21 protein-coding genes and 2 pseudogenes are annotated in these 25,695 nt (G+C 67.0%); 11 read left to right on the plus strand and 12 right to left on the minus strand.

Going from position 1 to position 25,695, the window contains the following annotated elements:
* Nucleotide 1 precedes the first annotated feature (1 nt).
* On the plus strand, nt 2-853 hold the full coding sequence (locus G6N46_RS07940) for a universal stress protein (RefSeq protein ID WP_061001601.1): 852 nt from the start codon (nt 2-4) through the stop codon (nt 851-853).
* Nucleotides 846-2,387 carry an APC family permease gene (locus G6N46_RS07945; protein WP_138248724.1) on the plus strand — a complete coding sequence of 514 codons (1,542 nt, stop codon included), beginning with the start codon at nt 846-848 and terminating at the stop codon, nt 2,385-2,387. Before G6N46_RS07940 ends, G6N46_RS07945 begins: the two co-directional genes overlap by 8 nt.
* Nucleotides 2,388-2,699: 312 nt before the next feature.
* Here G6N46_RS07945 and G6N46_RS07950 read toward each other — a convergent pair whose 3' ends face one another.
* Entirely contained in the window at nt 2,700-4,721 is a 2,022-nt protein-coding gene (locus G6N46_RS07950) for a fatty acid desaturase (RefSeq protein ID WP_138248723.1), read from the minus strand.
* Between the two features lie 120 nt (nt 4,722-4,841).
* Here G6N46_RS07950 and G6N46_RS07955 point away from each other — a divergent pair, with 120 nt between their 5' ends.
* From G6N46_RS07955 to G6N46_RS07970, 4 genes are all read left to right on the plus strand, one after another.
* Complete coding sequence (locus G6N46_RS07955; protein ID WP_138248899.1) at nt 4,842-5,855, plus strand: AraC family transcriptional regulator; 1,014 nt, start codon at nt 4,842-4,844, stop codon at nt 5,853-5,855.
* Nucleotides 5,856-6,017: 162 nt separating this feature from the next.
* On the plus strand, nt 6,018-7,358 hold the full coding sequence (gene gabT, locus G6N46_RS07960) for a 4-aminobutyrate--2-oxoglutarate transaminase (RefSeq protein WP_138248722.1): 1,341 nt from the start codon (nt 6,018-6,020) through the stop codon (nt 7,356-7,358).
* Nucleotides 7,355-8,809, plus strand: a complete 1,455-nt coding sequence (locus G6N46_RS07965) for an NAD-dependent succinate-semialdehyde dehydrogenase (protein ID WP_138248721.1) — start codon at nt 7,355-7,357, stop codon at nt 8,807-8,809. The genes gabT and G6N46_RS07965 overlap by 4 nt, the downstream gene beginning before the upstream one ends.
* 73 nt (nt 8,810-8,882) lie before the next feature.
* Nucleotides 8,883-11,450, plus strand: a complete 2,568-nt coding sequence (locus G6N46_RS07970; protein WP_138248720.1) for an NAD-glutamate dehydrogenase domain-containing protein — start codon at nt 8,883-8,885, stop codon at nt 11,448-11,450.
* Here G6N46_RS07970 and G6N46_RS07975 read toward each other — a convergent pair.
* The 4 genes and pseudogenes from G6N46_RS07975 to G6N46_RS07990 all read right to left on the minus strand — a co-directional run bounded on the left by G6N46_RS07975 (nt 11,437) and on the right by G6N46_RS07990 (nt 14,515).
* Nucleotides 11,437-11,874 (minus strand): annotated as a pseudogene (locus tag G6N46_RS07975) (VOC family protein). The gene G6N46_RS07970 and the pseudogene G6N46_RS07975 overlap by 14 nt on opposite strands.
* A gap of 41 nt (nt 11,875-11,915) precedes the next feature.
* Nucleotides 11,916-12,287, minus strand: coding sequence for a hypothetical protein (locus G6N46_RS07980; RefSeq protein ID WP_138248719.1), 372 nt, complete (start codon nt 12,285-12,287; stop codon nt 11,916-11,918).
* 216 nt (nt 12,288-12,503) lie between these two features.
* Entirely contained in the window at nt 12,504-13,535 is a 1,032-nt protein-coding gene (locus G6N46_RS07985; protein WP_138248718.1) for an agmatine deiminase family protein, read from the minus strand.
* Nucleotides 13,532-14,515, minus strand: a complete 984-nt coding sequence (locus G6N46_RS07990; protein ID WP_138248717.1) for a nitrilase-related carbon-nitrogen hydrolase — start codon at nt 14,513-14,515, stop codon at nt 13,532-13,534. The genes G6N46_RS07985 and G6N46_RS07990 overlap by 4 nt, the downstream gene beginning before the upstream one ends.
* Before the next feature lie 83 nt (nt 14,516-14,598).
* On the opposite strand from G6N46_RS07990, the gene G6N46_RS07995 reads away from it, so the two are divergent.
* On the plus strand, nt 14,599-15,213 hold the full coding sequence (locus G6N46_RS07995) for a TetR/AcrR family transcriptional regulator C-terminal domain-containing protein (protein WP_138248716.1): 615 nt from the start codon (nt 14,599-14,601) through the stop codon (nt 15,211-15,213).
* On the opposite strand, the gene prcA is transcribed toward G6N46_RS07995, so the two are convergent.
* The 4 genes from prcA to dop form a co-directional block, all read right to left on the minus strand.
* Nucleotides 15,214-15,978 (minus strand): proteasome subunit alpha, encoded by a 765-nt coding sequence (gene prcA / locus G6N46_RS08000; RefSeq protein ID WP_138248715.1) that lies wholly within the window; start codon nt 15,976-15,978, stop codon nt 15,214-15,216.
* Nucleotides 15,978-16,820: a proteasome subunit beta gene (gene prcB, locus G6N46_RS08005; protein WP_234880608.1), complete on the minus strand. Its 843-nt coding sequence runs from the start codon at nt 16,818-16,820 to the stop codon at nt 15,978-15,980. The genes prcA and prcB overlap by 1 nt, the downstream gene beginning before the upstream one ends.
* The gene (locus G6N46_RS08010; RefSeq protein WP_061001614.1) at nt 16,817-17,011 is read right to left on the minus strand and encodes a ubiquitin-like protein Pup; all 195 of its coding nucleotides are present in this window, start codon (nt 17,009-17,011) and stop codon (nt 16,817-16,819) included. The genes prcB and G6N46_RS08010 overlap by 4 nt, the downstream gene beginning before the upstream one ends.
* Nucleotides 17,012-17,085: 74 nt before the next feature.
* Complete coding sequence (dop, locus tag G6N46_RS08015) at nt 17,086-18,594, minus strand: depupylase/deamidase Dop (protein WP_138248714.1); 1,509 nt, start codon at nt 18,592-18,594, stop codon at nt 17,086-17,088.
* Nucleotides 18,595-18,637: 43 nt separating this feature from the next.
* On the opposite strand from dop, the gene G6N46_RS08020 reads away from it, so the two are divergent.
* A complete protein-coding gene (locus tag G6N46_RS08020; protein WP_138248713.1) occupies nt 18,638-19,822 on the plus strand; it encodes a hypothetical protein in 1,185 nt (394 codons plus the stop codon).
* A gap of 57 nt (nt 19,823-19,879) precedes the next feature.
* On the opposite strand, the gene arc is transcribed toward G6N46_RS08020, so the two are convergent.
* Together arc and G6N46_RS08030 are read right to left on the minus strand one after the other, a co-directional pair.
* Nucleotides 19,880-21,718 carry a proteasome ATPase gene (arc, locus tag G6N46_RS08025; RefSeq protein ID WP_407665188.1) on the minus strand — a complete coding sequence of 613 codons (1,839 nt, stop codon included), beginning with the start codon at nt 21,716-21,718 and terminating at the stop codon, nt 19,880-19,882.
* A gap of 180 nt (nt 21,719-21,898) precedes the next feature.
* A pseudogene (locus tag G6N46_RS08030) lies at nt 21,899-23,120 on the minus strand (IS110 family RNA-guided transposase).
* Nucleotides 23,121-23,486: 366 nt separating this feature from the next.
* Between G6N46_RS08030 and G6N46_RS08035 the strand changes: the two are divergent.
* The 3 genes from G6N46_RS08035 to G6N46_RS08045 are packed head-to-tail and all read left to right on the plus strand — an operon-like array spanning nt 23,487 to nt 24,846.
* Nucleotides 23,487-23,990: an MTB12 family secreted protein gene (locus G6N46_RS08035; RefSeq protein WP_138248711.1), complete on the plus strand. Its 504-nt coding sequence runs from the start codon at nt 23,487-23,489 to the stop codon at nt 23,988-23,990.
* Between the two features lie 17 nt (nt 23,991-24,007).
* Nucleotides 24,008-24,544, plus strand: a complete 537-nt coding sequence (locus tag G6N46_RS08040) for a lipoprotein LppK (protein WP_138248710.1) — start codon at nt 24,008-24,010, stop codon at nt 24,542-24,544.
* Nucleotides 24,545-24,552: 8 nt separating this feature from the next.
* Nucleotides 24,553-24,846, plus strand: coding sequence for a DUF503 domain-containing protein (locus G6N46_RS08045; RefSeq protein ID WP_138248709.1), 294 nt, complete (start codon nt 24,553-24,555; stop codon nt 24,844-24,846).
* On the opposite strand, the gene G6N46_RS08050 is transcribed toward G6N46_RS08045, so the two are convergent.
* Nucleotides 24,843-25,670, minus strand: coding sequence for a tRNA (adenine-N1)-methyltransferase (locus G6N46_RS08050; protein WP_138248708.1), 828 nt, complete (start codon nt 25,668-25,670; stop codon nt 24,843-24,845). The two genes, G6N46_RS08045 and G6N46_RS08050, sit on opposite strands and share 4 nt — an antisense overlap.
* Nucleotides 25,671-25,695: the final 25 nt, after the last annotated feature.

The raw sequence follows: 25,695 nt of genomic DNA on the forward strand, positions 1-25,695 counted from the left end.
CGTGAGCAATCCACGAATCGCCGTCGCGTATCTCGCCACACCCGGCGGTGACGACGCCGTCGCCGTCGGCGAGCAGATCGCCCGCACCCTCGGCGCCGAGATCGATCTGTGCATGGTGCTGCCGCGCGACCGGTCGGCCCTCGCCACCACGCCCGGCGGCATTCTGCAGCGCGAAGCCGAAAGCTGGCTCGCCGCAGCCGCGGCCGGGGTCCCCAGCGACCTCAAGGTGACGACCCATCTGAGCTTCGACGAGTCCAGCACGGCGGGCCTGATCGCCGCGGCAGAGGCCGCCGGGGCCGAGGCCCTCGTGGTCGGCGGCGCCGGCGGTGGTATCGCCGGCTCGTTGTCCCTCGGGTCGGTGGTCAACGATCTGGTGCACGCCTCACCGATTCCGGTGGTCATCGCACCGCGCGGCGCCCGCCTGAAGCGCGACGAACGGATCCGGGAAGTCACCTGCGCCGTCGGCACCCGACCGGGCGCCAAGCTGCTGTTGGACGCCGCGCTGCGGCTCTGCCGGGACACCGGGACACCGCTGCGCCTGGTGTCGCTGGTCGCCGTCGACGACGCCGACGACCTGGAACTGGCCCAGCAGCACGCCCAGAACGCCCTCGACCAGGCGAAAGCATTTCTGCCGGAAGACATTCCGGTCACGTCACGCGTCGCCACCGGCGCGGGTGTCGAGGACGCCGTCAACAAACTCGGCTGGCACGACGGCGACGTGATCATGGTCGGGTCCAGCCGGCTCGCACAGCCCCGCCGGCTCTTCCTGGGATCGACCGCCGCCAAGATGCTGCGCGTCCTGCAGGTGCCCATGATCGTGGTTCCGAAAGATGAAGGGGCTGATAATGACTGAACAACTGGCCGATTCCGACCTCGCTCGCGTAGAGCGGGAAGAAGGCCTCGTCGCCAAGGGCCTCGCCGCAGGCAGAATCGGCACCATCACCGGGGCAATCCTCGGTATCTCGACCGTGGCGCCGGGCTACACGCTCACGGCCAGCATCGGGCTGATCGTCGCGGCGGTCGGGCTGAAGATGCCGGCCATCCTGATCGCCGGCTTCATCCCCATGTTCCTGACCGCCTACGCGTACCGCGAACTGAACTCACGGGCCCCCGACTGCGGTGCGTCGTTCACCTGGTCCACCAAGGCTTTCGGCCCGTATGTCGGCTGGATGTGCGGCTGGGGCATGGTGATCGCGACCATCATCGTGCTGTCCAATCTCGCCTCGATCGGCGTCCAGTTCGGCTACGAATTCCTGGGCAAGGTGCTTCACAACGAGAAACTCGCCACGCTCTCGGCCGACAATGTCTGGGTCAACATCGGGTCCACCGTCGCGCTGCTGGCCATCGCCACCTACATCTCCTGCCGTGGCATCACGACCAGCGAGAAGGTGCAGTACGTCCTGGTCGGCTTCCAGATGATCGTGCTCATCACGTTCTCGATCGTCGCGATCGTGCGGTCGGGCGGCGTCGAGGGACACCTGAACTTCGACATCGACTGGTTCGACCCGTTCACCGGATTGACCATGAGCGCCTTCGTGATCGGGCTCATCGGCTCCATCTTCGCGTTCTGGGGCTGGGACACCTGTCTGACCCTCGGCGAGGAATGCAAGGACCCCACCAAGGTCCCCGGCCGCGCCGGATTGCTCTGCGTCCTGTCGATTCTGCTGACGTACCTCCTGGTCGCGGTCGCGGTGATGATGTACGCCGGGATCGGTGACACCGGCCTGGGACTGGGCAACAAGGACAACGCGGCCAACGTCTTCGGCGCGCTGGCCTATCCGGTCCTCGGCGATTGGGGTGGCCCGTTGCTGCTGCTGGCGGTGTTCGCCTCGTCGATCGCCAGCCTGCAGACCACCGTGCTGCCGGCGGCCCGCACCATGCTGGCGATGGGTACCTACGGCGCCTTCCCCAAGCGGTTCGCCAGCGTCAGCCCCCGCACGCTGTCGCCCGTGTTCAGCACCGTGATCGCGGGCGTCGTCACCGCCGCGTTCTACACCATCGTGACGCTGCTGTCCGAGCGCACCTTGCTGGATACCATTGCCGCCCTTGGCATCATGATCTGCTGGTACTACGGCATCACGGCGTTCGCCTGCGTGTGGTTCTTCCGCAAGGAACTGTTCCTCAATGCGCACAACGTCATCTACAAGCTGGTGTTCCCGCTACTCGGTGGCATCATGCTGCTTTCCGTGTTCGTCAAATCGGTGCTCGTCAGCATGGATCCGACGGCCAGCGGCAGCGGCGCCGAGATCGGCGGCATCGGGCTGGTGTTCTATCTGGGCTTCGGCATCCTGATCTTCGGCGCGGTGCTCATGCTCGGCATGCGCGCCACCCAGCCGGCGTTCTTCCGGGGCGAGACCCTGACCATGGACACTCCTCCGCTGCCCTGAGTGAACTCGGACGCGCCCCGTCATGCTTCGGCATGACGGGGCGCTTCTCTTTGACCGGCCAATTGCCTTGTGCCTGTTGACTGTGCAGCCTGGGCGGGAAATGTTGAGTAACCATGTGCCTGGACGCAGGATCAACGGCGGGGCCAAGCGAAATCTGCCAGACAAGGACCTCGCTTCAATCACGATGCACTGCAGGACATCATGATTGAAGCGAGGTATCTTTTTCGACGGCTGGACGTCCCTGACTTCAATAACCAGCGGCAGATCGCCACGACGATTGAGCTCAGGGCGCCACACCGCGCGGGGCCGCCGTCAGGCGTCGTAGTCGACCGACACCGTGGGGCTGGTCGGATGCGACTGGCAGGTGAGGATGTAACCGGCGTCGAGGTCGGTGCGCCCGAGCGCGAAATTCTGGTCCATCTCGACCGTGCCGCCAAGCAGTTTGGCCCGGCAGGTGCCACACGCACCACCCATGCACGAGTAGGGCGCGCCAATTCCCGCCTGCAGTGCGCTTTCCAGAATCGTGTCCCCGCCGGCGAGACCGAAAGTCTGCCGCTTGCCGGACAATTGGACCGTGACGGTGGCCGACTGGTGGTCGCGAGCGGGCGAGTCGCCGCGGTCGAAGCCGGTGAACAATTCCAGATGGATCCGCTCCGGGTCGACGCCACCCTGGATCAGCGTCTCGCGCGCACCGGTGGACATCGCAGCGGGGCCGCACAGGAACCACTCGTCCACGCTGCCGGGATGAAGGTCGCCCGTGAGCGAGCGGGTCAGGCGTTCCGTATCGATGCGGCCGGACAGCTCCGGGGTATGCCGCGGCTCGGCCGACAACACGTGCCGGATTTCGAGGCGGTCGGCATAACGGGATTCGAGACGGTCGAGTTCGGCGCGGAACATCGTCGACTCTTTGGTGCGGTTGCCGTAGATGAGGGTGAAGCGGCTCTCGGTTTCGAGCTCCATGACGGTTGCCAGGATCGACAGCACCGGGGTGATGCCGCTGCCGGCCACCAGCCCGACGTAGTGCTTGCGGTGCAGCGGATGCAGGGCGGAACTGAAGCTGCCGGCCGGGGTCATCACCTCCAGGACGTCGCCGGCCCTGAGGTGCTCGGTCACAAATCCCGAGAATGTCCCTCCCGGAATGTGTTTCACCGCGATCCGCAACTGGGCTCGCGTGGCGGGCGCGCAGATCGAGTAGCTGCGGCGTACGCCCTCTCCGCCCAGGTCGGTGCGCACCGAGACGTGCTGGCCGGGTTCGAATCGGAACTGGTCCTGCAGTGCCTCGGGAACGGCGAAGGTCACCAATGTGCTGTCTGCGGTGATCGGATCGACCGCGGCCACCGGGATCCGGTGGAACACCGCGTGCGGTGAACTCGAGCGCGCCGGCATCCGCACCGGCAGCAGCCGGCCGAGCTTGCCGTTCAGTTGCTTCCACTCCCGGAATTCGCCGGCGTCGAGACCTTGCCCGAACACCGTGGAGATCGCGGCGTTCCGGTCCAGGTAGGCCTCCTCGTTGCGGCGCCAGGTCTTGGTATAGCGGTAGAACGGCACCGACGGGTGCAGGTGGTGCACCAGGTGGTAGTTCTGCGACAGCATCAAAGGGGTGTAGAGCCACTCCATCCCGACGCGGGTTCTGGTCGCCCGGTAGCGGTCACTGCGCTGAGTGTCCTCCAACCCGTGGTGCGGCATCCAGTCGAACCACCACGCCAAGACGACCACCGCGATGCGCTGCGGAATGATGAAGACGACGGCCAGCGTCCAGAAGTGGCCCGACATGATCGCGACGATCAACCCGGCCACCGAAACGGCCACGCATACCAGGGTTTCAGCGACCTCGGCCTTGGGACGACCGCGAATCTTGCGGATCAGATAAGTGCCGTAGAAAACGTCGAGTACGGCCCAGCGGAACGGCAGCTGCCACACCGGCCCGTGGGAGGCGAAGGTATCCGGATCGTTCTCGTCATCATTCGAATGCCGGTGGTGCTCAATGTGAATGAACCCGAACGAGGGGAACGAGATCAGCGGCTGGACGAACGGCACAGCCAACCGTCCGAACAAGCCGTTGACCCAGCGCGTCGAACTGATCGCATAGTGCACGGCGTCGTGGACGACGGTGAACATCGTGAAGGTCACCACCGCGTTGACCACGATGGGCACCCACACCGGAGCGACGCCACCCAGATAGGCGACGGTCGACGCCACGAAGGCCGCGGCTCCCGCGAGAAACAGCGCGACAGTCGGCCATGCCAACTTCGGAACCTGCTCGCCCGGATCGGGCAACGCCGTTCGCGCGGCGGGTTGGCTTTCTGCCCGATCGGCCACTTCGACTGACGACATTCGACACTCCGTCTTTCGGGCAACCCTCGTTGGCTGCGTCTGCCGAAAAACGCTACGGACGGGGCCGACGCGACTGAATGTTCCAACGGGACGTCGATTTGGTATTTTCGGACAGTGGGAATGGCCCCGGTCTGGGCGGTGCCGCGGGGCACCGAAGGCGTCCGCATCATGGTGCAGGGCGGCATCGCGCATGGGATGACAGCCGCCGAATGTCTGGCAGGTAGCGGACTGACCGAAGCCGACCTTGACGACGAGAACGCCGAAATCTGGGCGCACCAGGAATTCGACGTCATCCGCAATCTCATTGCGGGACTTGGCGACAGACCGGGTGTCGGCATCGAGGTGGGCGTGCACTCCACCCTGGGACGGGCCGGCTTGCTCGGCTTCCTGATCCTGGCTAGCCCCAATCTGCGGCAGGGGGTGGAACTGATCCTGCCTTATCTCGCGCTGTCCCCCACACACCTGCGGTTCTCGGTGGAGACCGACGACCAGTACGGATACCTCGTCGCCGACGACAGTGAATTACCCACGGACGTCAGGTCGTTCATCGTCGAGCGGGACCTGGCCGGATTCGTCGCCGCGACGCAGGGCGCAAATTTGGCGCTGACACCGGCATGGGCGGAGACGACACTCGACGCCGCTCGCGCCGAGAAGCTCGCCGAACTGTGGGGGCTTCCGGTATCGGACGTGCGTTCCGGCCAGCGCACCAACCGAATCGCCGCCACACACGAAGTACTGGAGATGCCGTCGCCGCTCGCCGACGGCAATACGGCACGCAAGATCGAGCAGCAATGCCGGGACCTGCTCGAGCGCAGGCTGTCTCGCGTCGGCGTGGCAGGCCAGGTCCGCAGCCGGCTGCTGCACAACCCCGGCGAACTGCCGTCGATGCCGACCATCGCCGACGAATTGCACATCGATCAGCGCACCCTGCGCCGTCGGCTCGCCGCCGAGGGCACCTCCTACCGCGCGTTGCTCGACGAGGTCCGGCGCCATTTGGCCCTCGAGCTGCTCCAGCAGGACCTTTCTGTCGAGGAGATCTCGCGGCACCTCGGGTACGCCGAAACAGCCAATTTCACCCACGCTTTCAAGCGCTGGGAAGGCACTGCGCCGAGCTACTTCCGCAGGCCGCGTTAGCCGGCTTTCGCCGGCCGCGTCAGCCAGTTCCGCGAGTGCTCCACCCGCATGACAAAACGGAGTGGACGGCACCCTTCAAATCGACAAAGTGGACATAGTTATCCGCGCCACAACCGAAGAGAATCAGCAGTACACAAGCCGTTCGATCACCAGGAGCAACCGATGACCGACATCACCTATCGACTGGCGCAGAAGCGCAACATCGTCACCGCGCTGCCCGGTCCGCGATCGGCCGAGATGTCGGCGCGCCGCCAGGCCGCGGTGGCGGGTGGCGTCAGCTCGTCGGCACCGGTTTACGCCGCGGACGCCGACGGCGGCGTCATCGTCGACATCGACGGCAACTCGCTCATCGACCTGGGTTCGGGTATCGCTGTCACCAGCGTCGGCGCATCGCATCCGGGTGTCGCCGCTGCCGTGGCTCAGCAGGCAGCCCGCTTCACCCACACCTGTTTCATGATCACCCCGTACGAGGGCTACGTGGAACTCGCCGAGCGCCTCAACGCCATGACCCCCGGCGATCACGAGAAGCGCACCGCATTCTTCAACTCGGGCTCCGAGGCCGTCGAGAACGCGGTCAAGGTCGCGCGGTTGGCCACGGGCCGGCAGGCCGTCGTCGCCTTCGACCACGCCTACCACGGCCGCACCAACATGACGATGGCCCTGACCGCCAAGGCCATGCCCTACAAGACGCAGTTCGGCCCGTTCGCGCCGGAGATCTACCGGATGCCCGCGTCGTACCCGTACCGCGACGGGCTGACCGGCGAGGCCGCCGCCAAGGCCGCCATCAGCCGCATCGAGACCCAGATCGGCGCCGCATCGCTCGCCGCGGTGATCATCGAGCCCATCCAGGGCGAGGGCGGCTTCATCGTGCCCGCACCGGGATTCCTTGCCACCATTGTTGATTGGTGCAAGGCCAACGGTGTCGTGTTCATCGCCGACGAGGTGCAGACCGGCTTCGCCCGTACCGGATCCTGGTTCGCCTCCGACCACGAGGGCATCGTCCCCGACATCGTCACCATGGCCAAGGGCATCGCCGGCGGCATGCCGCTGGCCGCCATCACCGGTCGGGCCGACCTGCTCGACGCCGTGCACCCCGGCGGCCTGGGTGGCACCTACGGCGGTAACCCCGTCGCCTGCGCCGCGGCGCTCGCCACGCTCGACGCCATGGCCGAGATGGACCTGCCTGCCCGCGCCCGCGCCATCGAAACCGCGGTGGTGCCCAAGCTGCAGGCCCTGACCGACACCGGAGTGATCGGTGACGTCCGCGGCCGCGGCGCCATGCTGGCCATCGAGATCGTCAAACCGGGTACCGATGAACCGGATCCGGTACTGACGAAAGCCATTGCGGCAGAGGCGTTCAAACGCGGTGTCATCCTGCTGACCTGCGGCTCGTACGGCAACATCATCCGCCTGCTCCCGCCGCTCGTGATCAGCGACGAGCTGCTCGACGAGGGCATCGCCGTCCTGGCCGACATCGTGCGCGAAATGGCGGCAGCCCGATGATCGACCGCACCACGCTGCTGGAGTCCATGCCCACGGAGCTGTGGCTCGGCGGCCTACAGGTACCGGCGTCCACCGGAGCCCGGTTCGCCGTGCACGACCCGGCCACGGACGCCGTGCTCATCGAGGTCGCCGACGCCTCACCCGCCGACGGTGCCCGCGCCCTCGACGACGCGGTCGCCGCGCAGGCTTCGTGGGCCGCCACCCCGGCCCGCGAACGCGCCGAAATCCTGCGGCGCGCTTGGGAACTGGTCATGGAGCGCCGCGACGACTTCGCCCTGACCATGACCCTCGAGATGGGAAAGCCTCTGGCCGAGAGCCAGGGCGAGGTCAACTACGGCGGCGAGTTCCTGCGCTGGTTCGCCGAAGAAGCGGTGCGGATCAACGGCCGCTACACGCAGTCGCCCACCGGCACCGGCCGCATCCTCGTGACCAAGCAGCCCGTCGGCCCCACCTTGGCCATCACTCCGTGGAACTTCCCGCTCGCCATGGGCACCCGCAAGATCGGGCCCGCGCTGGCGGCCGGCTGCACCATGATCGTCAAGCCCGCGGCCGAAACCCCGCTGACCATGCTGCTGCTGGGCCAGGTGTTCGCCGACGCCGGCCTGCCCGCCGGCGTGCTGTCGATCCTGCCGACCACCGATGCCGCCGGTCTGACCGGCCCGCTGCTGGCGGACCCGCGGCTGCGCAAGCTGACGTTCACCGGCTCCACCGGAGTGGGACGAAAGCTGTTGGCACAGTCCGCTGATCGGGTGCTGCGCACCTCGATGGAACTCGGCGGCAACGCCCCGTTCGTGGTGTTCGACGACGCCGATCTGGACGCCGCGGTCGACGGTGCGATGGCCGCCAAGATGCGCAACATGGGTGAGGCATGTACCGCCGCCAACCGCATCCACGTCGACAACGCAGTCCGCGCCGAGTTCACCGAAAAGCTCGCCGCCCGGATGGCGGCACTGGCGACCGGCCCGGGCGACCAGGCCGGCAGCCAGGTCGGTCCGCTGATCACCGCCAAGCAGCGGGCAACGGTCGACGAGCTGGTGCAGGACGCCGTCAGCAAGGGCGCCACGGTGGCCACCGGCGGTAAACCCGTTGAAGGCGAAGGCTTCTTCTACCCGCCCACGGTGCTCGCCGACGTGTCGACCGACGCCCGCCTCCTGCGTGAGGAGATCTTCGGACCGGTCGCCGCCATCATCGGATTCGACGGCGAGCAGGCCGGCATCGATGCCGCCAACGACACCGAGTATGGCCTGGCCGCCTACGTCTACACGCAGGGCCTGGACCGCGCACTGCGGGTCGCCGAGGCAGTCGAGGCCGGCATGGTGGGCGTCAACCGCGGCGTCATCTCCGACGTGGCCGCGCCGTTCGGCGGCATCAAGGAATCCGGCATCGGCCGGGAAGCCGGCAGCGAAGGCATCGAGGAATACCTCGAGACCAAGTACATCGCCCTTCAGTAGTTGCGCTGCAACAACTTTCCCCTCTTTCTCCCCACACAGACATCCAAGTAAATAGACCGGAGTAGTCCTCCCCATGCAGAATTCCGCTGCCCGGGTGTCTTTCGACGCCGACGGGCTGAACAACCACGCCCAAATTCAGTGGCCCGGGCATCCGCCGTTCCTGGCCGACGTCTGCGCGATGTTCGAGTCCTTCGGCCTGCGCGTCGCCTCCTACCACCACTCCGACGACGCCGGACACTGCTACGAGTTCGGCGACCTCTCGCTGTCCGAGGCGACACGCGACCTGGTCGCGCAGGCCTGCGAGGCCGCCATCGCGGGGCGCTGGAGCGTCGACCGGTACGCGATGCTCATCGCGGCGGCCGGCATCGACTGGCGCCGCGCGGTGCTGATCCGCGCCGCATGCCGGTTCCTCCGGCAGACGGGCCTGGGATTCTCCGAGGACTACATCATCGAATCCCTCGTAGCTGCGCCCGAATTCGTGAACGCACTGCTGGCGCTGTTCGACGCCCGGTTCAACCCGGACGCCGCCGCCGACATCGAGCAGGCGGATCGCGAGGTCGCCGGTCTCGTGGATGCCGCCACCTCGCTCGACGACGACCGGATCCGGCGGGCACTGCACGCCTTCGTCGCGGCGACGTTGCGCACCAACTGGTTCCAGGTCGGCGCCGACGGCGGGCCCAAGGATTACGTGTCGTTCAAGATCGACTCGGCGCGCCTGTCGATCACGGGACCCGTTGTCCCCTACCGCGAGATCTTCGTGCACTCCGACACCGTCGAGGGCGTGCACCTGCGTAGCGGTGCGATCGCCCGCGGCGGCCTGCGCTGGTCCAACCGTGCCGAGGACTTCCGTACCGAGGTGCTGGGCCTGATGAAGACGCAGGCCGTGAAGAACGCCCCGATCGTGCCGACCGGCGCCAAGGGTGCCTTCGTCTTGCGTTCTGCCACTGTCGATCCCGCCGACGGCTACCGCACCTTCATCCGCGGCCTGCTCGATGTCACCGACAACATCGTCGACGGAAAGATCGTGCATCCCGACCGCACCGTGTGCCCCGATGGCGACGACGCCTACCTCGTCGTGGCCGCCGACAAGGGCACCGCCACCTTTTCCGATCTGGCCAACTCCATTGCCACCGAATACGACTTCTGGCTGGGCGACGCCTTCGCCTCGGGCGGGTCGGCCGGGTACGACCACAAGGCCATGGGCATCACCGCCCGCGGCGCATGGCTGTCGGTACGCCGGCACTTCGCCGAGGCCGGCCATGACATCGACGTCGAACCGTTCACCGTGGCCGGCATCGGCGACATGTCGGGTGATGTGTTCGGCAACGGAATGCTGTTGTCGCGCAACATCAAGCTCATCGCGGCATTCGACCACCGGCACATCTTCCTCGATCCGGATCCGGACCCCGCCGTCTCATATCAGGAGCGTGAGCGCCTCTTCGCCCTCCCCCGGTCCAGCTGGCTGGACTACAACCCGGCACTCATCTCGTCGGGCGGCGGCGTGTGGTCACGCACCGCGAAGTCGATTCCGCTGTCCGATCAGGTCCGGGCCCGCCTGGGCGTCGCGGCTACCGAATGCACGCCCGACGAGCTGATCAGCGCGGCGCTGCGGGCACCTGTCGACCTGCTGTGGAACGGTGGCGTCGGCACCTATGTCCGTGCCGATGACGAGACCGACGCCGACGCACATGACAAGGCGAACGACCGCGTGCGCGTCACCGCTTCGCAGTTGCGCTGCAAGGTGATCGGTGAGGGCGGCAACCTCGGCCTGACGCAGCAGGCCCGGATCGCGTTCGCGCTGAACGGCGGCCGGGTCAACGCCGACTTCATCGACAACGCCGCCGGGGTTGCCACCTCCGACCTCGAGGTCAATCTCAAGATCGCGCTGGACTCCGGCACTATCGCCATCGCACAACGCAATGAGCTGCTCGCCGGTGCCACCGACGACGTCGCCGCCCGGGTGCTGGCGGACAACGCCGACCAGATCCTCGCGATCAGCATGGCGGCCGCCGAGGCCGGCTCGTTGTTGGAGCGGCACGTCCGGCTCATCGGCAACCTGCAGGACGTGGCCGGCGTCGACCCCGACGTTGAGGGGCTGCCGTCGAAGCAGGAACTGGATCGCCGCCGTCTCGTCGGGCTCGGACTCACCCGGCCCGAAATCGCCGTGCTGCTGGCGCAATCCAAGAACCTGGTGTCACAGGAGCTGTTGGCCTCCGGCGTGCCGGATCACGAGATGTTCGTCGGCCGCCTGGAGCAGTACTTCCCGGCCACCATCGCCGCGCATGCGCGCGCCGAGATCGCGAACCATCCACTCCGCCGCGAGATCGTCGCGACCTCGGTCGCCGGTGAGCTCATCAACCGCGTCGGTCCTGGCACCATCTACCGCATGCAGGAACGCCTGTCGGTGAGCACGTCGGATGTGGCGATGGCATATGCGACGGTGCGCGACATCCTCGATCTGGACACCCTGTGGTCCGAGGTGCTGACCGGCAAGACCGACGAAAGCGAACGCATTCAGGCGCTGCTGGAGATCCGCGAGCTGCTCGAGCACCTGACGTCGTGGGTGGTGCGCAACGGCGCGGGCAACCGCGACCGGGTGAGCGCGGCCGTCAGCCGCTTGATGGCCGTCAGCTCTTCTTGAGCTCCTCGGCGAACATCACGATGACGCCGCTGGGGCCACGGACGTACGTCAGCTTGTAGACGTCCTCGTAGGTCGCCACGCCACGGAGTGGGTGACACCCGTGGCGGGCGGCGATCTCGAGGGCCGCGTCGATGTCGTCGACCGAGAACGCGACGCGGTGCATCCCAATATCGTTGGGACGGGTGGGTTCCGACTCGTTCGCCTCGGGATGGATTTACTCGAACAGCTCGATGCGGCCGTGACCGTCCGGTGTTTCGAGCATCGCGATGTTGGCGTGGTTGCCGTCGAGGCCGACGGCAGTCTCGGTCCACTCGCCGCTGACGGTGGCCCGGCCGACGAGCGTCAGGCCGAGGTCGGTGAAGAACGCGATGGTGGCGTCGAGGTCGCGCACTGCGATGCCGACGTTCTCGAGTTTTATGGCCATGAGTCGGATGCTACCCAGCACGTGAGCAGCTTCCCGATTGGTCAGCCCTTGACCCTGCCCTCGCAGGCACCGTCGTGCCAGTTCTGCCAGAGCACGTTGGCGATTTTCGGCGGACCAGCCATGTAACTCATGATGATGTACTCATCGGTTCCCGGCTTGATCCACGAGTAGGGGCCTCCGGTGTGGATGGTGCACTGCTGCCAGCCTTGGCGTAGCAGACCCGAATCGGCCATCGCGAAGATCGTGTTCCGGATCGGGATGTCTTTTCTCGAGTCCAGGCGGTCGCCTTTGTAGCCCCATGCTTCACGCGACGAGGTACCGCTGTAGCTGCTCTGTACCAACCAGGTCCCCGTCGGCATGTCGACCCCGAGCAACTTTGACTTGTTGGCCCGGGCAGCGCTGGTCGACGGCATCGAAGACGCCGACCGTCGTTCCTCTAGTTTTTCATTGATTGTTTCAGTGGCGATCCGGTCAGTGTCCACAACGCAGCCGGCCAAGACGACCGGTCCGACAAAGGCGTATGCGAGCGCGGCAAATATGTTCTTAATGGCTCCCCCTGACGTAGTTGCACGAATCCTCAGGCTGGGAGCGAACATTACCGGCGAAAAGGGGCACACGGACCGGATCTGCTACTCGACTATCACCGACGGCTGGTGCTGCGTGATGCAGTGGATGCCGCCGCCTCGTTCGAACAGCGGCCGCGCGTCGACGCTGACCACCCGGCGGCCCGGGTACTGCTCGGCAAGGATCGCCGCGGCGTCGGCATCGCGGGGATCGCCGAAGGCACAGGCGATGACGCCGCCGTTGACCACGAGGTGGTTGATGTAGCTGTAGTCGACGTAGCCCTCGGCGTCGGTCAACAGGTACGGTGCGGGTAGTTCGATGATTTCCCACGGCTGGCCCGCGGCGTCACAGGTCTCGGCGAGTGCTTCGCGAATCTCCTTGCATACCAAGTGGTCCGGATGTGCGTCGGAGCGCTGCGCGTGCAACAGCAGGCGCCCCGGTGACGTGATGGCCGCGACGATGTCGACGTGCCCGCGGGTGCCGAAGCGCTCCGAGTCTCGGGTCAGGCCCCGCGGCAACCACACGGCGTGCGTGGCGCCGAGGGTGCGGGCCAGCTCGGCCTCGATGTCGGCTTTGGTGGCGCCGGGATTGCGGCCGGGGTCGAGCTGGACGGTCTCGGTGACCAGCACCGTGCCCTGCCCGTCGACCTGGATGCCACCGCCTTCGTTGACCAGCGTCGAGCCGACGACCGGAACACCGGCCCAACCGGCAACGGCGGCACCGATTTTCGCATCGCGATCCCAGCGCGCCCAGTCCTGGCCGCCCCAGCCGTTGAACACCCAGTCCACGGCGGCCACCGAACCGTCGGCGGCGTGCACGAAGGTCGGGCCGATGTCGCGCATCCAGGCGTCGTTCAACGGCGCCTCGACGATGTCGACCTCGCCGGACAGATACCGCCGGGCGGCAGCTGTTTCCGCGGGGTCCACCACCACGGTCACCGGCTCGAACTCAAGCACCGCATGGGCCACGGCAGCCCATGTCGAGCGGGCCTCGTGATGCTCGGTTGCGTTGTCCCCCAAGGAATATCCTTCAGATGGGAACGCCATCCACACCCGATCCTGGGGCGCGCTCTCCGCAGGCATCACATAGTTCGTCATTTCACCACCGCGGTGGCCTCGTGGCCGGCGCCGTACGGACGCTGCGCGTCAACCGGTGCGGTCAGCGCGCCGTAGCTCTCGGGCCGGCGGGTCAGCAGGAACGGGAACAGCTCCAGCCAGTCGCGGCGCTGATCGAGATCCAAATCGGCGACCAGCACCGCCTCCTCGCCGCGCGGCGCCTGCACCAGCACCCGGCCGTACGGGTCGGAGATGAACGACGAGCCGTAGAACGTGACGGTACCCTCGCCGCCAATCCGGTTGGGCACCACCATGAACAGGCCGCTGTTGATGCCGTTGGCGACGATGACCTGCTGCCACAGCGGCTGCGTGTCGAACGCCGGGAAGACCGGCTCAGACCCGATGGCCGTCGGGTAGACGACGATCTCGGCACCGCCGAGCGAGTAGTTGCGGGCCACCTCGGGAAACCACTCGTCCCAGCACGTCGGCATGCCCAGCTTGGCGCCGAGGCCCTTCGGTTCGTAGACCGGGTAGGGGTTGCCCTCAGCGGGACCGGCGCGGAAGTAGGTGTCCTCGTAGTAGCCCGCCGAGATCGGGATGTGCATCTTGCGGGTCCGGCCGACGAGCTCGCCCGACGGCGAGACCAGGATCGCGGTGTTGAAACCCAAACCGTCTGCCGCCGGTGCCTTTTCGTAGAGCGACGCGTGCACGAAGATGCCGTTGGCGCGGGCCGCCTCGGCGGCCAGCGCGAACGTCGGGCCGTCGAGGAGATCCTCCGCGGCGTCGCCCGGGTTCGGCCCGGCCGGGGTGTCGGCGGGGTACCGCAGCAGCGTGATCTCCGGCAGACACACCAGCGCGGCACCTTCTCCCGCGGCCCGGTCGATACCGTCGCGCAGCACCTTGGTGAGCTCGTCGGCGTCGGGACGCCAGCGGTGCTGCACCAGGCCGACCCGCACCGGCGGTCGCGTCGACTCGGTGCTGCGAGACAGCGATTCGGGCGCGGTGGCGGTCAGGGTGATCATCAGCTGGACTCCTAAAACGAATTTGATTCGTTTTATTGTGACCCCACCTACCCGCACTTGTAAAGAGGTAGTAGACATATGCCATGGGCCGCCCCTCCAAACCGCTGCTATCCACCGATCGCATCGCCGGCGCAGCAATGGATTTGGTCAACAAGACCGGCGGTTTCACCGTCCCGGAACTGGCGCGGGCCCTCAAGGTCAGCCCGTCATCCCTGTACAACCACATCGCCGGACGTGAACAGATCGTCGAACTCCTGCGCGAACGCGCCATGTCTGACGTCGCGCTCCCGGCCGACGACCCGCACCGCCCGTGGACCGACGTCGTCGCCGACATCATGCGGTCGTACCGGCAGAGCTACGCCCGCTACCCGCGGCTCATCCCGCTGCTGACGTCGCACGCGGTGAACAGCGATCACGCCCTCACGATGTACAACGTGCTGGCCGTCGCATTCGACCGGGCCGGGTTCAACCCCGCGGATACGTTGCGTGCCATCACGCTGATCGATTCGTTCGTGCTGGGCTCGGCGCTCGATGTGGCCGCGCCCGACGAACCCTGGCAGACCAGCGCCGATGTGGGTCCGGAGTTCGCGGCCGCGCTTGCCACCGGCAGCACCAAGCCCGAACGCGCCGATGATGCCTTCGAATTCGGCATCGCGGTGCTGCTTCGCGGACTGGCCGCGGTCCCGTCGACCGGGTGACTACTCGGTCGCGTCGCCTTCGGGCTTGCTCTCGCCGTCGGCGGCCTTGTCGCCGTCCGTGGTTTCCGCCTCGACTTTCGGCAGGACGGCGTCGAGCGCCGCACCGGTGATCCGGCGGAACGCGCGGCGTGGCTTCTTGGCGTCGAGGATCGCGACCTCGAGTGTCGCGGCCCCCAGCACGCGGTCGCCGGCCCCGGCATGCAGCGCGTCGACGGCGACCTTCACCGCGTCGTCCAGGCTCGCGTTCTCCTGGTAGGAGTCGTTGAGCGCGGCGATGATCGGTTCGGTCGTGCCGCCCATGACGACGAAATGCGGCTCGTCGGCGATCGACCCGTCGTAGGTGATCCGATACAGCTCAGGGGCTTTCGTCTCGCCGTGGTGCGCCACCTCGGCGACGCACAGTTCGACTTCGTAAGGCTTGGCTTGCTCGGTGAAGATGGTGCCGAGGGTCTGGGCGTAGACGTTGGCCAACTGACGGCCGGTGACGTCCCGCCGGTCATAGGCGTAGCCCCGGGTGTCGGCGAACTGGATGCCGCCGCGACGCAGGTTGTCGAACTCGTTGAACCGGCCGACCGCGGCGAAACCGACGCGGTCGTACAGCTCGCTGACCTTCTGGAGCGAGCGCGACGGGTTCTCCGCCACGAACAGCACGCCCCCGTCGTAGGCCAGGACGACCACGCTGCGGCCCCGCGAAATGCCTTTGCGCGCAAGCTCGGAACGTTCCCGCATCGCCTGTTCGGGCGAGATGAAATACGGAAAGCTCATCAGGCATTACCTCTCGCGCGGGTGCGGTTGGCGATGACTTCCCGGGCCAGCGCGGCGATGCGCTCCTCGGTGACCTCTTCGGCGCCTTCGGCACCGATGAGCACCGCGGTCGGATAGATGCCACGTGTCAGATCCGGTCCGCCGGTGGCCGAATCGTCGTCGGCGGCGTCGTACAGCGACTCGATGGCGACCTTGAGCGCCGAATCGGCGTCGGTCACATGCGAATACAGCTTCTTGATCGATGACTTGGCGAACAGCGAGCCCGAGCCCACCGACTGGTAGCCCTCTTCCTCGATGTTCCAGCCGCCGGCGGCGTCGAACGAGACGATGCGACCGGCGTTGCCCGGGTCGGTGTCGTCCAGGTCGTAACCCACCAGCAGCGGCAGCGCCACGAAGCCCTGCAGGGCCGCGCCGAGATTGCCGCGGACCATGATGGCCAGCCGGTTGACCTTGCCGCGGAACGTCAGCGGCACGCCTTCGAGCTTCTCGTAGTGCTCGAGTTCGACGGCATACAGCCGCGCGAACTCCACCGCGATGGCCGCGGTGCCGGCGATGCCGGTTGCGGTGTAGTCGTCGGCGATGTGCACCTTCTGCACGTCACGGCTGGCGATCATGTTGCCTTGGGTGGCGCGCCGGTCACCCGCGATCAGCACGCCGCCGGGGTACTTGATCGCGACGATGGTCGTGCCGTGGGGCAGGTCGGCACCGCTGGTCACAGCATCCCCTGGCACCGGCAGCAGGTGGGGCGCCTGCCGGCTGAGAAAGTCCGAAAACGAGGACAGGTTCAGGTGGGGTGAGGTGACATCCAGTCGATCAGAGAAAGGCCCGAACGCTGGCGTCACTGGCCGCCCTTTTGGACGTACGCGCGCACGAAGTCCTCAGCGTTCTCTTCCAGCACGTCGTCGATCTCATCGAGCAGATCGTCGGTGTCCTCAGCGAGCTTCTCGCGACGTTCCTGACCTGCGGCAGACGGGCCGGAGACGTCGTCGTCCTCGCCGCCGCCGCCACCGCGCTTGGTCTGTTCCTGAGCCATCGCCGCCTCCTGATTGCTCGATATCTAACTTCACACTACCGGTCCGGGCCCGGGTTCCCCGGGAACACAAGCGTTTACGTGGTGAGCTGTTCCACCAACTCGACCGCGCTGTCCACCGAATCGAGCAACGCACCGACATGGGCCTTGCTTCCACGCAGCGGTTCCAGCGTCGGAATCCGCACCAGCGACTCGCCGCCGAGGTCGAATATCACCGAGTCCCAGCTGGCCGCGGCGATGTCCGCACCGAACCGGCGCAGGCACTCACCACGGAAGTAGGCGCGGGTGTCGGTGGGCGGATTCTCCACCGCATCCAGCACCTGCTGCTCGGTGACGAGCCGCTTCATCGAGCCGCGCGCGACCAGGCGGTTGTACAGGCCCTTGTCCAGTCGCACATCGGAATACTGCAGGTCCACCAGGTGCAGGCGCGGCGCGTTCCAGCCCAGGTTCTCCCGCTGCCGGAAGCCCTCCAGCAGGCGCAGCTTGGCCGGCCAGTCCAGGATTTCGGCGCATTCCATCGGATCGCGCTCGAGCAGATCCAGCACGTGCGCCCAGGTCTCGAGGACGTGGTCGGCACGCGAATCGGGATCGCGCCGTTCCTGCAGCTTGGCCACCCGGTCCAGGTAGATGCGTTGCAGCGCAAGGGCGGTCAGCTCGCGACCGTCGGCCAGCGCCACGGTCGCGCGCAACGACGGGTCGCGGCTGATCACATGCACCGCGTGCACGGGGCGGGCCAACGCCAGATCGGACAGGTCGATGCCCTCGGCCGGTCCGAACTCGATCAGGTCGAGCACCAACGACGTGGTGCCGACCTTGAGGTACGTCGACGTCTCGGCCAGGTTGGCGTCACCGATGATGACGTGCAGCCGGCGGTACTTGTCGGCGTCGGCGTGCGGCTCGTCGCGGGTGTTGATGATGCCGCGCTTGAGCGTCGTCTCGAGCCCGACCTCGACCTCGATGTAGTCGGCGCGCTGGGTCAGCTGGAAGCCCGGCTCGTCCCCCGACTGTCCGATGCCGACCCGGCCGGAACCCGTCACGACCTGGCGGGACACGAAGAACGGCGTCAGGCCGGCGATCACCGAGTTGAACGGCGTCTGCCGGCTCATCAGGTAGTTCTCATGCGTGCCGTACGACGCGCCCTTGCCGTCGACGTTGTTCTTGTACAGCTGCAGCCGGGCCGCGCCCGGGACGCTGGCCACGTGGCGCGCGGCGGCCTCCATGACGCGTTCGCCGGCCTTGTCCCAGATGACCGCGTCCATCGGGTCGGTGACCTCGGGAGCGGAGTACTCCGGGTGGGCGTGGTCGACGTACAGCCGGGCGCCGTTGGTGAGGATCATGTTGGCCGCGCCGATCTCGTCAGCGTCGACGATCGGGGCCGGGCCCGTGGAGCGGCTGAGGTCGAAGCCACGCGCGTCGCGCAGCGGGGACTCCACCTCGTAGTCCCACCGGGTGCGCTTGGCCCGCTGGATGCCGCTGGCCGCCGCGTACGCCAGCACCGCCTGGGTGGACGTGAGGATCGGGTTCGCGGTCGGATCGGACGGCGACGAAATGCCGTATTCGACCTCAGTTCCGATGATCCGTTGCATGCCGCCAAGACTAGACGGCTGTCGATACGCGACGATTAGCCGCATGACCACATCTGGGCGAGCGCAGCGACGGGAAAAGCCCTCACGTGCCGACCGAGTCGCCGCCGAGACCTGGTTTCTGCGCCGTGGACTGCCCGCGGTGCTGCGCCCGGGAGCGCTGGTACGACGGCTGTGGCAGCGCTCCGCTCCCGCGCTGGCCGGGTTCGCGGTGTTCATGGCCAACTCGATCCTCGTCACCGCGGTCACCGGCAGGCACACCATCAACATCGAGGGCCAGCCCACCCGGACCGAGTGGTTCGTCCTCGCCGTCCTCCTGTTGGTGGCGCCGGTGGCGGCCCTGGTGGGCTGGCTGGTGTCCCGCATCGCGTCGTGGCGGCGTCGCGCCGCGGCGGCCGCAGTGTCGGTGGCGGTGTGCCTGGTCGGCGCGGTGTTCGGTGGCCCTGGTGCCTACGTCGGCGGCAACGTGATCTACGTCGGTGTGATCGTCGCCGTCGTCCTGGTCTGTACCGCGACCGGAATCGGCTCGATCCTGGGCTGGGCCCTGGACACCACGGCGCACAACGTCACCCTCGTGGGCAGCCTCTTCGTGCGGGCCCTGCCGATCATGCTGTTGACGGTGCTGGTGTTCTTCAACACCTATGTCTGGCTGATGGCGGCCATCGTCAGCCGGGCCCGGCTGTGGTCCGCGCTGGGCTTCCTGGCGCTGATCGCCGTGGCGTTCGTCATCGCGACCACCATCGACCGGGTCCGGCCGATCCTGACGGCGTCGGCGCCCGACGCGCCCGAGACCCAGAACGCGGTGCTGGCCGACACGCCATTCGTGCACCTGCCCGCGCCCGAGCACCGAATCCCGTTGTCCCGCATCGAACGTGTCAACGTGGTGTTCGTCCTGGCCATGTCGCAGGTACTGCAGCTGCTGATCGTCGCGCTGGTCACCGCATTCATATTTCTGGTGCTCGGCCTGATCCTGATCAGCCCCAAGCTGCTGGCGGAATGGACCCGCAACAACGGCTCGCCGGACGGCTCCATCTTCGGCATGACACTGCCCATTCCGGAGTCGCTGATCCAGACGACGCTCTTCCTGGGCGCCCTGACCTTCATGTACATCACCGCGCGCACCACGACCGATGCCGAGTACCGCGCCGAGTTCGTCGACCCACAGATCGACAGCCTGCGCCGCCGGCTCGACGCGCGGGACCGCTACCTCGCCGACCTCAGACAAGCGTGAGGGCCGGGTACGCAATTCCGGAAAATCGCGTACCCGGCCCGCACACCGGTCGTGCTGTTACAGGTACTGCCCCAGGTTGGACTCGGTGTCGATGGCGCGGCTGGCCGACGAACTCTTGCCGGTGACCAGCGTGCGGATGTAGACGATCCGCTCGCCCTTCTTGCCCGAAATCCGCGCCCAGTCATCGGGATTGGTGGTGTTGGGCAGGTCCTCGTTCTCGGCGAACTCGTCGACGATGGAGTCCAGCAGATGCTGCACGCGCAGGCCGCGCTGCTGCGTTTCCAGCACCGACTTGATGGCGTACTTCTTGGCCCGGTCCACGACGTTCTGGATCATGGCGCCGGAGTTGAAGTCCTTGAAGTACATGACCTCCTTGTCGCCGTTGGCGTAGGTGACCTCGAGGAAGCGGTTGTCGTCGATCTCGGCGTACATCCGGTCCACGATCTTCTCGATCATGGCCTTGATGGTCAGCGCGCGATCACCGTTGAACTCGGCCAGGTCGTCGGCGTGCACCGGCAGTTCCTCGGTGAGGTACTTGCTGAAGATGTCCTGCGCCGCTTCGGCGTCCGGCCGCTCGATCTTGATCTTCACGTCCAGACGGCCGGGCCGCAGGATGGCCGGGTCGATCATGTCCTCGCGGTTCGAGGCACCGATGACGATGACGTTCTCCAGGCCTTCGACACCGTCGATCTCGCTGAGAAGCTGTGGCACCACGGTGGTTTCGACGTCGGAGCTGACGCCGGTGCCACGGGTACGGAAGATCGAGTCCATCTCATCGAAGAACACGATCACCGGGGTGCCCTCGGAAGCCTTCTCGCGAGCCCGCTGGAAGATCAGGCGGATGTGCCGCTCGGTCTCGCCGACGAACTTGTTGAGCAGCTCGGGGCCCTTGATGTTCAGGAAGTAGCTCTTCGCCTCCCGGGCGTCGTCGCCGCGCAGCTCGGCCATCTTCTTCGCCAGCGAGTTGGCGACGGCCTTCGCGATGAGCGTCTTGCCGCAACCCGGAGGGCCGTACAGCAGCACACCCTTCGGCGGCCGCAGCGCGTACTCCCGGTACAGGTCCTTGTGCAGGAAGGGCAGCTCGACAGCGTCGCGGATCAACTCGATCTGCCGCGTCAGGCCACCGATGTCGCTGTAGGCGACGTCGGGCACCTCTTCGAGGACCAGATCCTCGACCTCGGCCTTGGGGATGCGCTCGAAGGCGTACCCGGCCTTGCTGTCGACCAGCAGCGAGTCGCCCGGGCGGAGCTTGCGCGCCCGCTCGTCGGCCAGGTCGTCGACGCCCTCGAGCACCTCGGCGACCTCGGGGTCCAGGTACTCGAGCGCGATCAGCGGCTCGGCGAGCCAGACGATGCGCTCCTCGTCGGCATGGCCGACGACGAGGGCACGCTTCCCGTCGTTCAGGATTTCGCGCAGGGTGCTGATCTCGCCGACCGCCTCGAACGAGCCGGCCTCGACCACCGTCAACGCCTCGTTGAGACGGACGGTCTGGCCCTGCTTGAGTTCGGACACCTCGATGTTCGGCGACACCGACAGCCGCATCTTGCGACCAGAGGTGAAGACGTCGACGGTGTCGTCGTCGTGGGTGAGCAGCAAGACGCCGTAACCGCTGGGCGGCTGCCCCAGCCGATCGACCTCTTCGCGAAGCGCCAGCAACTGCTGCCGCGCCTCTTTGAGGGTGTCCATCAACTTGCCGTTGCGGGTCGTCAGCGAATCGATGCGGGCTTCGAGCTGCTGCACGTCCCGTGGTCCGCGATGCGTCGCGGCCGCGTTGGTGAGCTGCTCGCGCAGCGCCGCCGTCTCGCTACGAAGACGCGCCAATTCGGCGGCATCGGTGCTGGACATGGGGTTCTGACGCGGTATGCCCGGGTTGCCGAAGGCGTCCGGGCGATCCATTTCAGACATCTTGCGCTCCTTTCCCACACCGGAAGTTGGTGCGGCGGATACCTCAACGCTACCGGCGATCTGCCGATCATGGGCGTCGAAGGAATTGCGACACACGGGTGTCCCTCTGACCGCGCTGTTAATCTCATACGCGAGTCGGGCTCATCGAAAGACATCTCACGAAGTTAAAAGTCAAGCCGCGGCCGGGAGTGGAGGTGGAAACGCTTGATGTTCGTTGTAGAGCTGGCCGGTGTGCAGGCAGTGATGCAGTTGGCCGAGGAATTTGTTGAACAGGTGCCGTTGGGCTTGGTGGTTCCAGTCTCCGGCGGCGCGGCGGGCGTCGAAGTGCCGGCGGGCTCCTGGGGAGGCGCGCAGCGAGGCCAGGGCCCAGATCGGCCCGACGGCGTTGAGTCGCCGGTTTTTGATATGACGGTGCAGGACAACGGTTTTCTTGCCGCTGGCTCGTGTGATCGGCGCCGATCCGGCGAACGCTTTCAAGCCGCGGGCGTCGGGGAACCGGGTGCGGTCATCACCGATCTCGGCGAGCACCCGGGCACCGGCGAGCATCCCCAGCCCGGGAAGCTGGTGATGATCGCGGCGTCCGGGTGCTGATCAAAATGGGCGGTCGCCGCCTCGGTCAACGCATCGGTCGCGGCGCAGGCCGCGTCGAACTGGCCCAGCAGCGCCGTCAGGTGAATGCCCATCGCGTTTTCCACCACCGCCGGCTGGTGCAGGTAGGTGTCGCCGAACACCTCACGCAGGCGTGTCACGTCGCGGTCGAGGTAGCGCTGGCGGCCAGCTTTGATCAGCAGCCGGCGCAACCTGGCGGGGGTCAGCTTGGCGGCCTGGGCCGGGGTCGGCGCCGCGGTCAGGATGGCCCGGGCATCGGGGCGGGCCAGCCCGCCGTCGAGGCCGTCGAACGCCACCAGCGCGGCGGGGTAGAACTCTTTGAGCAGATCACGGATCTGGTTGCCGACCTGCCCGCGGGCCCACACCGCGTCCTGCTGGGCGCGGGCCAGGACCCGGATCGCTTGGGCCAGTTCGGTATCGGCCGGCAACGCGCGATGCGCGGTGGGATCGGTGCGGATGATGTTGGCCAGCAGCACCGCGTCGGTGGCATCGGATTTGGCGCCCGACACCGAGTACCGGGCCCGGTAGCGGGACGCGGCCAGCGGGTTGATCGGGTAGATCACCCGGCCGGTTTCCGCAGCGCTGCCACGAACAGGCCGCGGTCGGTTTCGATACCGACCGGGATCGGATGCTCAGCGCTGTCACCGACCTCGGCCAGCAGGGCCAGCAGGGCGGTGAACCCGGCGGCGTCGTTGTTGACCCGGCCGCGGGCCACCACCTTGCCCTCATCGTTGATCACCGCGACATCGTGATGGGCTGTGGCCCAATCGATTCCGCAATACAAACCCAATGTTGTCTCACTCCTTCGATCTGTGGTCGTGCCGTTACCGGTGGACTCACGCGGCGCCCTAATCGTGGGACTCAAAGGTCCGTCATCTCACTAGCCGTCCGTGACTCCAGCGCACCGCAGGACTTCGTTCTATCGAAGAGCTCAAAGCTCGGGAACCATCATCGGGAAGTCAACCCTGCGGCAGGCTCGGGCAACGGAATCCCACCACCACCGAACAGGGTCTGCTGCCAGGCGCGCCGTTCTTTCGTAAGTCGTCGAACGACGGGACACATCAGGCATCACCTGGCAACAGACCCCGTCAGGAACAAACCCCGGTCATCAGGACCGGTAATCCATCCCTACTAAACGATTAGGACCGCAGTGATCGTCAAATCCCTCGTCACCGGCATCGCAGCCACCGCCCTCGTCGGCGCCGCAGCCGCCGGTACGACCGTGGCTTCGCAGACGGCCATCCCGACCACCGGAACGCCGACGGTCGCGCCGGTCGTCCGCCAGGTGCCGCTGCCCCAGGCGCCCGCGCCGGGCCTGCAGACGTCGCTGGTGTCGACCCTCAACGGGCTCACGGCCGCCGGGAGCTTCGCCGGGTCCAAGGGCAGCTACATCCAGGGTGGCGTCGGGCGACTCGAGGCCATCACCGCCGACCGGGCCTACAGCAACGCCGTGAAGCAGGGCGTGTTCCCCATGAGCTTCGCTGTTGCCGACATCGATGACCTCGGAGACGGCACCGCGACGGCCAACGTCACCGCCACCGCTGCCACCGGCGCCACCGCGGCCCAGCCGCTGACGTTCGTCGCCGGCCCCAGCCCCACCGGCTGGCAACTGTCCAAGGGCTCGGCCATGGCCCTGCTGTCGTCGGTGAAGTAGGCGCCAGGACCAGCCCGGTGAATACGACCCGAGGGACCTTGATCGCCGTCGTCGCGGCGGCGATCGGGTTGGCCGGGTGCAGTGAACACGTCGAGCCGCCGGCCGACCCGATGCCCCGTTCACTGCTGACGACCGACGCCAAGGCGCCCGAGGCGGCGCCGCTGCCATCGCCCGATGCGATCACCGCGGTGCTGTACAGGATCGCGGACCCTGCGGTGCCGTCGGCACAAAAGATCGGGCTGATCCAATACGGCACCGCCGAGGATCAGGCCGGGCTGGACAACTTCACCAGAGCACTGCGCGACAACGGCTTCAATCCGATGAACGTGACGGCGACCGACCTGCTGTGGTCGGCCGGGCAACCGGGCGACATCATCGCCACGATCACCATCAGTTCGGTCGCCGCGCCGGACAACAAGTTCACGTTCCCCATGGAGTTCAGCCCCATCCGGGACGCCTGGCAGTTGAACCGGCAAACCGCCAACCTACTGCTCAAGCTGGGGCAACCCGGCGGCCCGGGCGCTTCGGGCGCGGCGCCGACGCCTGGTCGCTGAGCTGTCGAATGTGGGTCGGCTGGCTGGAATTCGACCTGTTGCTGGGCGATGTGCACTCGCTGAAAGAGAAGCGCTCGGTGATCCGGCCGATCATCGCCGAACTGCAGCGCAAGTTCTACGTGTCCGCAGCCGAGAGCGGAAATCAGGATCTGCACCGCCGGGCGGCCATCGGGGTGTCGGTCGTCGCCGCTGACCGCCACCACGTCGTCGAGGTGCTCGATGCCGCCGAACGTCAGGTTGCGGGACGCCCGGAGATCGAGCTGCTGTCCGCGCGGCGCGGCCTCGTCAGCAGCGAGGACTAGATGTTGCGCTTGCGCCGCAGCGGCTGCGGCGTCACCGCCCCCGGCGCGAGGCGGCGCGCGCTGATCAGGAACGCGGTGTGGCCCCGCATCGAATGCTGCGGGCGCACCGCGAGTCCGACGACGTCCCAGCCGCGCTGCAGCGACTCCCACGACCGCGGCTCGGTCCAGCACTGCTGCTCACGCAGCGCCTCGACCGTCTTCGACAGCTGCGTGACCGTCGCGACGTAGACGATCAGGACGCCGCCCGGGACCAGCGCCTTCGACACCGTCTCCAGCACGTCCCACGGCGCGAGCATGTCGAGCACCACCCGATCGACCTCGCCACCGTCGTAGTCATTGAGGTCGGCGATGACCAGGTTCCAGTTCTCCGGCCGTTCGCCGAAGAAGGTCTCGACGTTGCGCACCGCGTGCACCGCATGGTCGTCGCGCACTTCATAGGACGTCACAGAGCCGCCCGGGCCGACGGCGCGCAGCAGCGAACACGTCAGCGCGCCGGAACCCGCGCCGGCCTCCAAAACCCTTGCCCCCGGGAAGATGTCGCCCTCGTGCACGATCTGCGCGGCGTCCTTGGGGTAGATCACCTGCGCGCCGCGCGGCATCGAGAGGACGTAGTCGATCAGCAGCGGACGCAGCACCAGGAACGGGTCGCCGTTGGTGGATTTCACGACGCTGCCCTCGGGCTGGTCGATCACCGAATCGTGGGCGATGACGCCCCGATGGGTGTGGAATTCTCCGCCCGTCGCCAGCACCATCGTGTAGTGCCGGCCTTTGGCGTCGGTCAGTTGGACGCGGTCGCCGACGGTGAAGGGTCCGGTGATTCTCACCGGGCCAGCCTGCCAGCCGACCCGT

The organism is Mycolicibacterium phocaicum, from assembly GCF_010731115.1.
GTDB lineage: Bacteria > Actinomycetota > Actinomycetes > Mycobacteriales > Mycobacteriaceae > Mycobacterium > Mycobacterium phocaicum.

What these genes read in the sequence shown, in the direction of transcription:
- G6N46_RS07990 (WP_138248717.1), bottom strand. Translation starts at nt 14,515, where the DNA reads ATGATCACCCTGACCGCCACCGCGCCCGAATCGCTGTCTCGCAGCACC.
- G6N46_RS07945 (WP_138248724.1), top strand. Translation starts at nt 846, where the DNA reads ATGACTGAACAACTGGCCGATTCCGACCTCGCTCGCGTAGAGCGGGAA.
- prcA (WP_138248715.1), bottom strand. Translation starts at nt 15,978, where the DNA reads ATGAGCTTTCCGTATTTCATCTCGCCCGAACAGGCGATGCGGGAACGT.
- G6N46_RS07980 (WP_138248719.1), bottom strand. Translation starts at nt 12,287, where the DNA reads ATGCCGTCGACCAGCGCTGCCCGGGCCAACAAGTCAAAGTTGCTCGGG.
- arc (WP_407665188.1), bottom strand. Translation starts at nt 21,718, where the DNA reads ATGGATCGCCCGGACGCCTTCGGCAACCCGGGCATACCGCGTCAGAAC.
- G6N46_RS08020 (WP_138248713.1), top strand. Translation starts at nt 18,638, where the DNA reads ATGACCACATCTGGGCGAGCGCAGCGACGGGAAAAGCCCTCACGTGCC.
- gabT (WP_138248722.1), top strand. Translation starts at nt 6,018, where the DNA reads ATGACCGACATCACCTATCGACTGGCGCAGAAGCGCAACATCGTCACC.
- G6N46_RS07955 (WP_138248899.1), top strand. Translation starts at nt 4,842, where the DNA reads ATGGCCCCGGTCTGGGCGGTGCCGCGGGGCACCGAAGGCGTCCGCATC.
- dop (WP_138248714.1), bottom strand. Translation starts at nt 18,594, where the DNA reads ATGCAACGGATCATCGGAACTGAGGTCGAATACGGCATTTCGTCGCCG.
- G6N46_RS07965 (WP_138248721.1), top strand. Translation starts at nt 7,355, where the DNA reads ATGATCGACCGCACCACGCTGCTGGAGTCCATGCCCACGGAGCTGTGG.
- G6N46_RS08010 (WP_061001614.1), bottom strand. Translation starts at nt 17,011, where the DNA reads ATGGCTCAGGAACAGACCAAGCGCGGTGGCGGCGGCGGCGAGGACGAC.
- G6N46_RS07985 (WP_138248718.1), bottom strand. Translation starts at nt 13,535, where the DNA reads ATGACGAACTATGTGATGCCTGCGGAGAGCGCGCCCCAGGATCGGGTG.
- G6N46_RS07970 (WP_138248720.1), top strand. Translation starts at nt 8,883, where the DNA reads ATGCAGAATTCCGCTGCCCGGGTGTCTTTCGACGCCGACGGGCTGAAC.
- G6N46_RS07950 (WP_138248723.1), bottom strand. Translation starts at nt 4,721, where the DNA reads ATGTCGTCAGTCGAAGTGGCCGATCGGGCAGAAAGCCAACCCGCCGCG.
- G6N46_RS07995 (WP_138248716.1), top strand. Translation starts at nt 14,599, where the DNA reads ATGGGCCGCCCCTCCAAACCGCTGCTATCCACCGATCGCATCGCCGGC.
- G6N46_RS08045 (WP_138248709.1), top strand. Translation starts at nt 24,553, where the DNA reads ATGTGGGTCGGCTGGCTGGAATTCGACCTGTTGCTGGGCGATGTGCAC.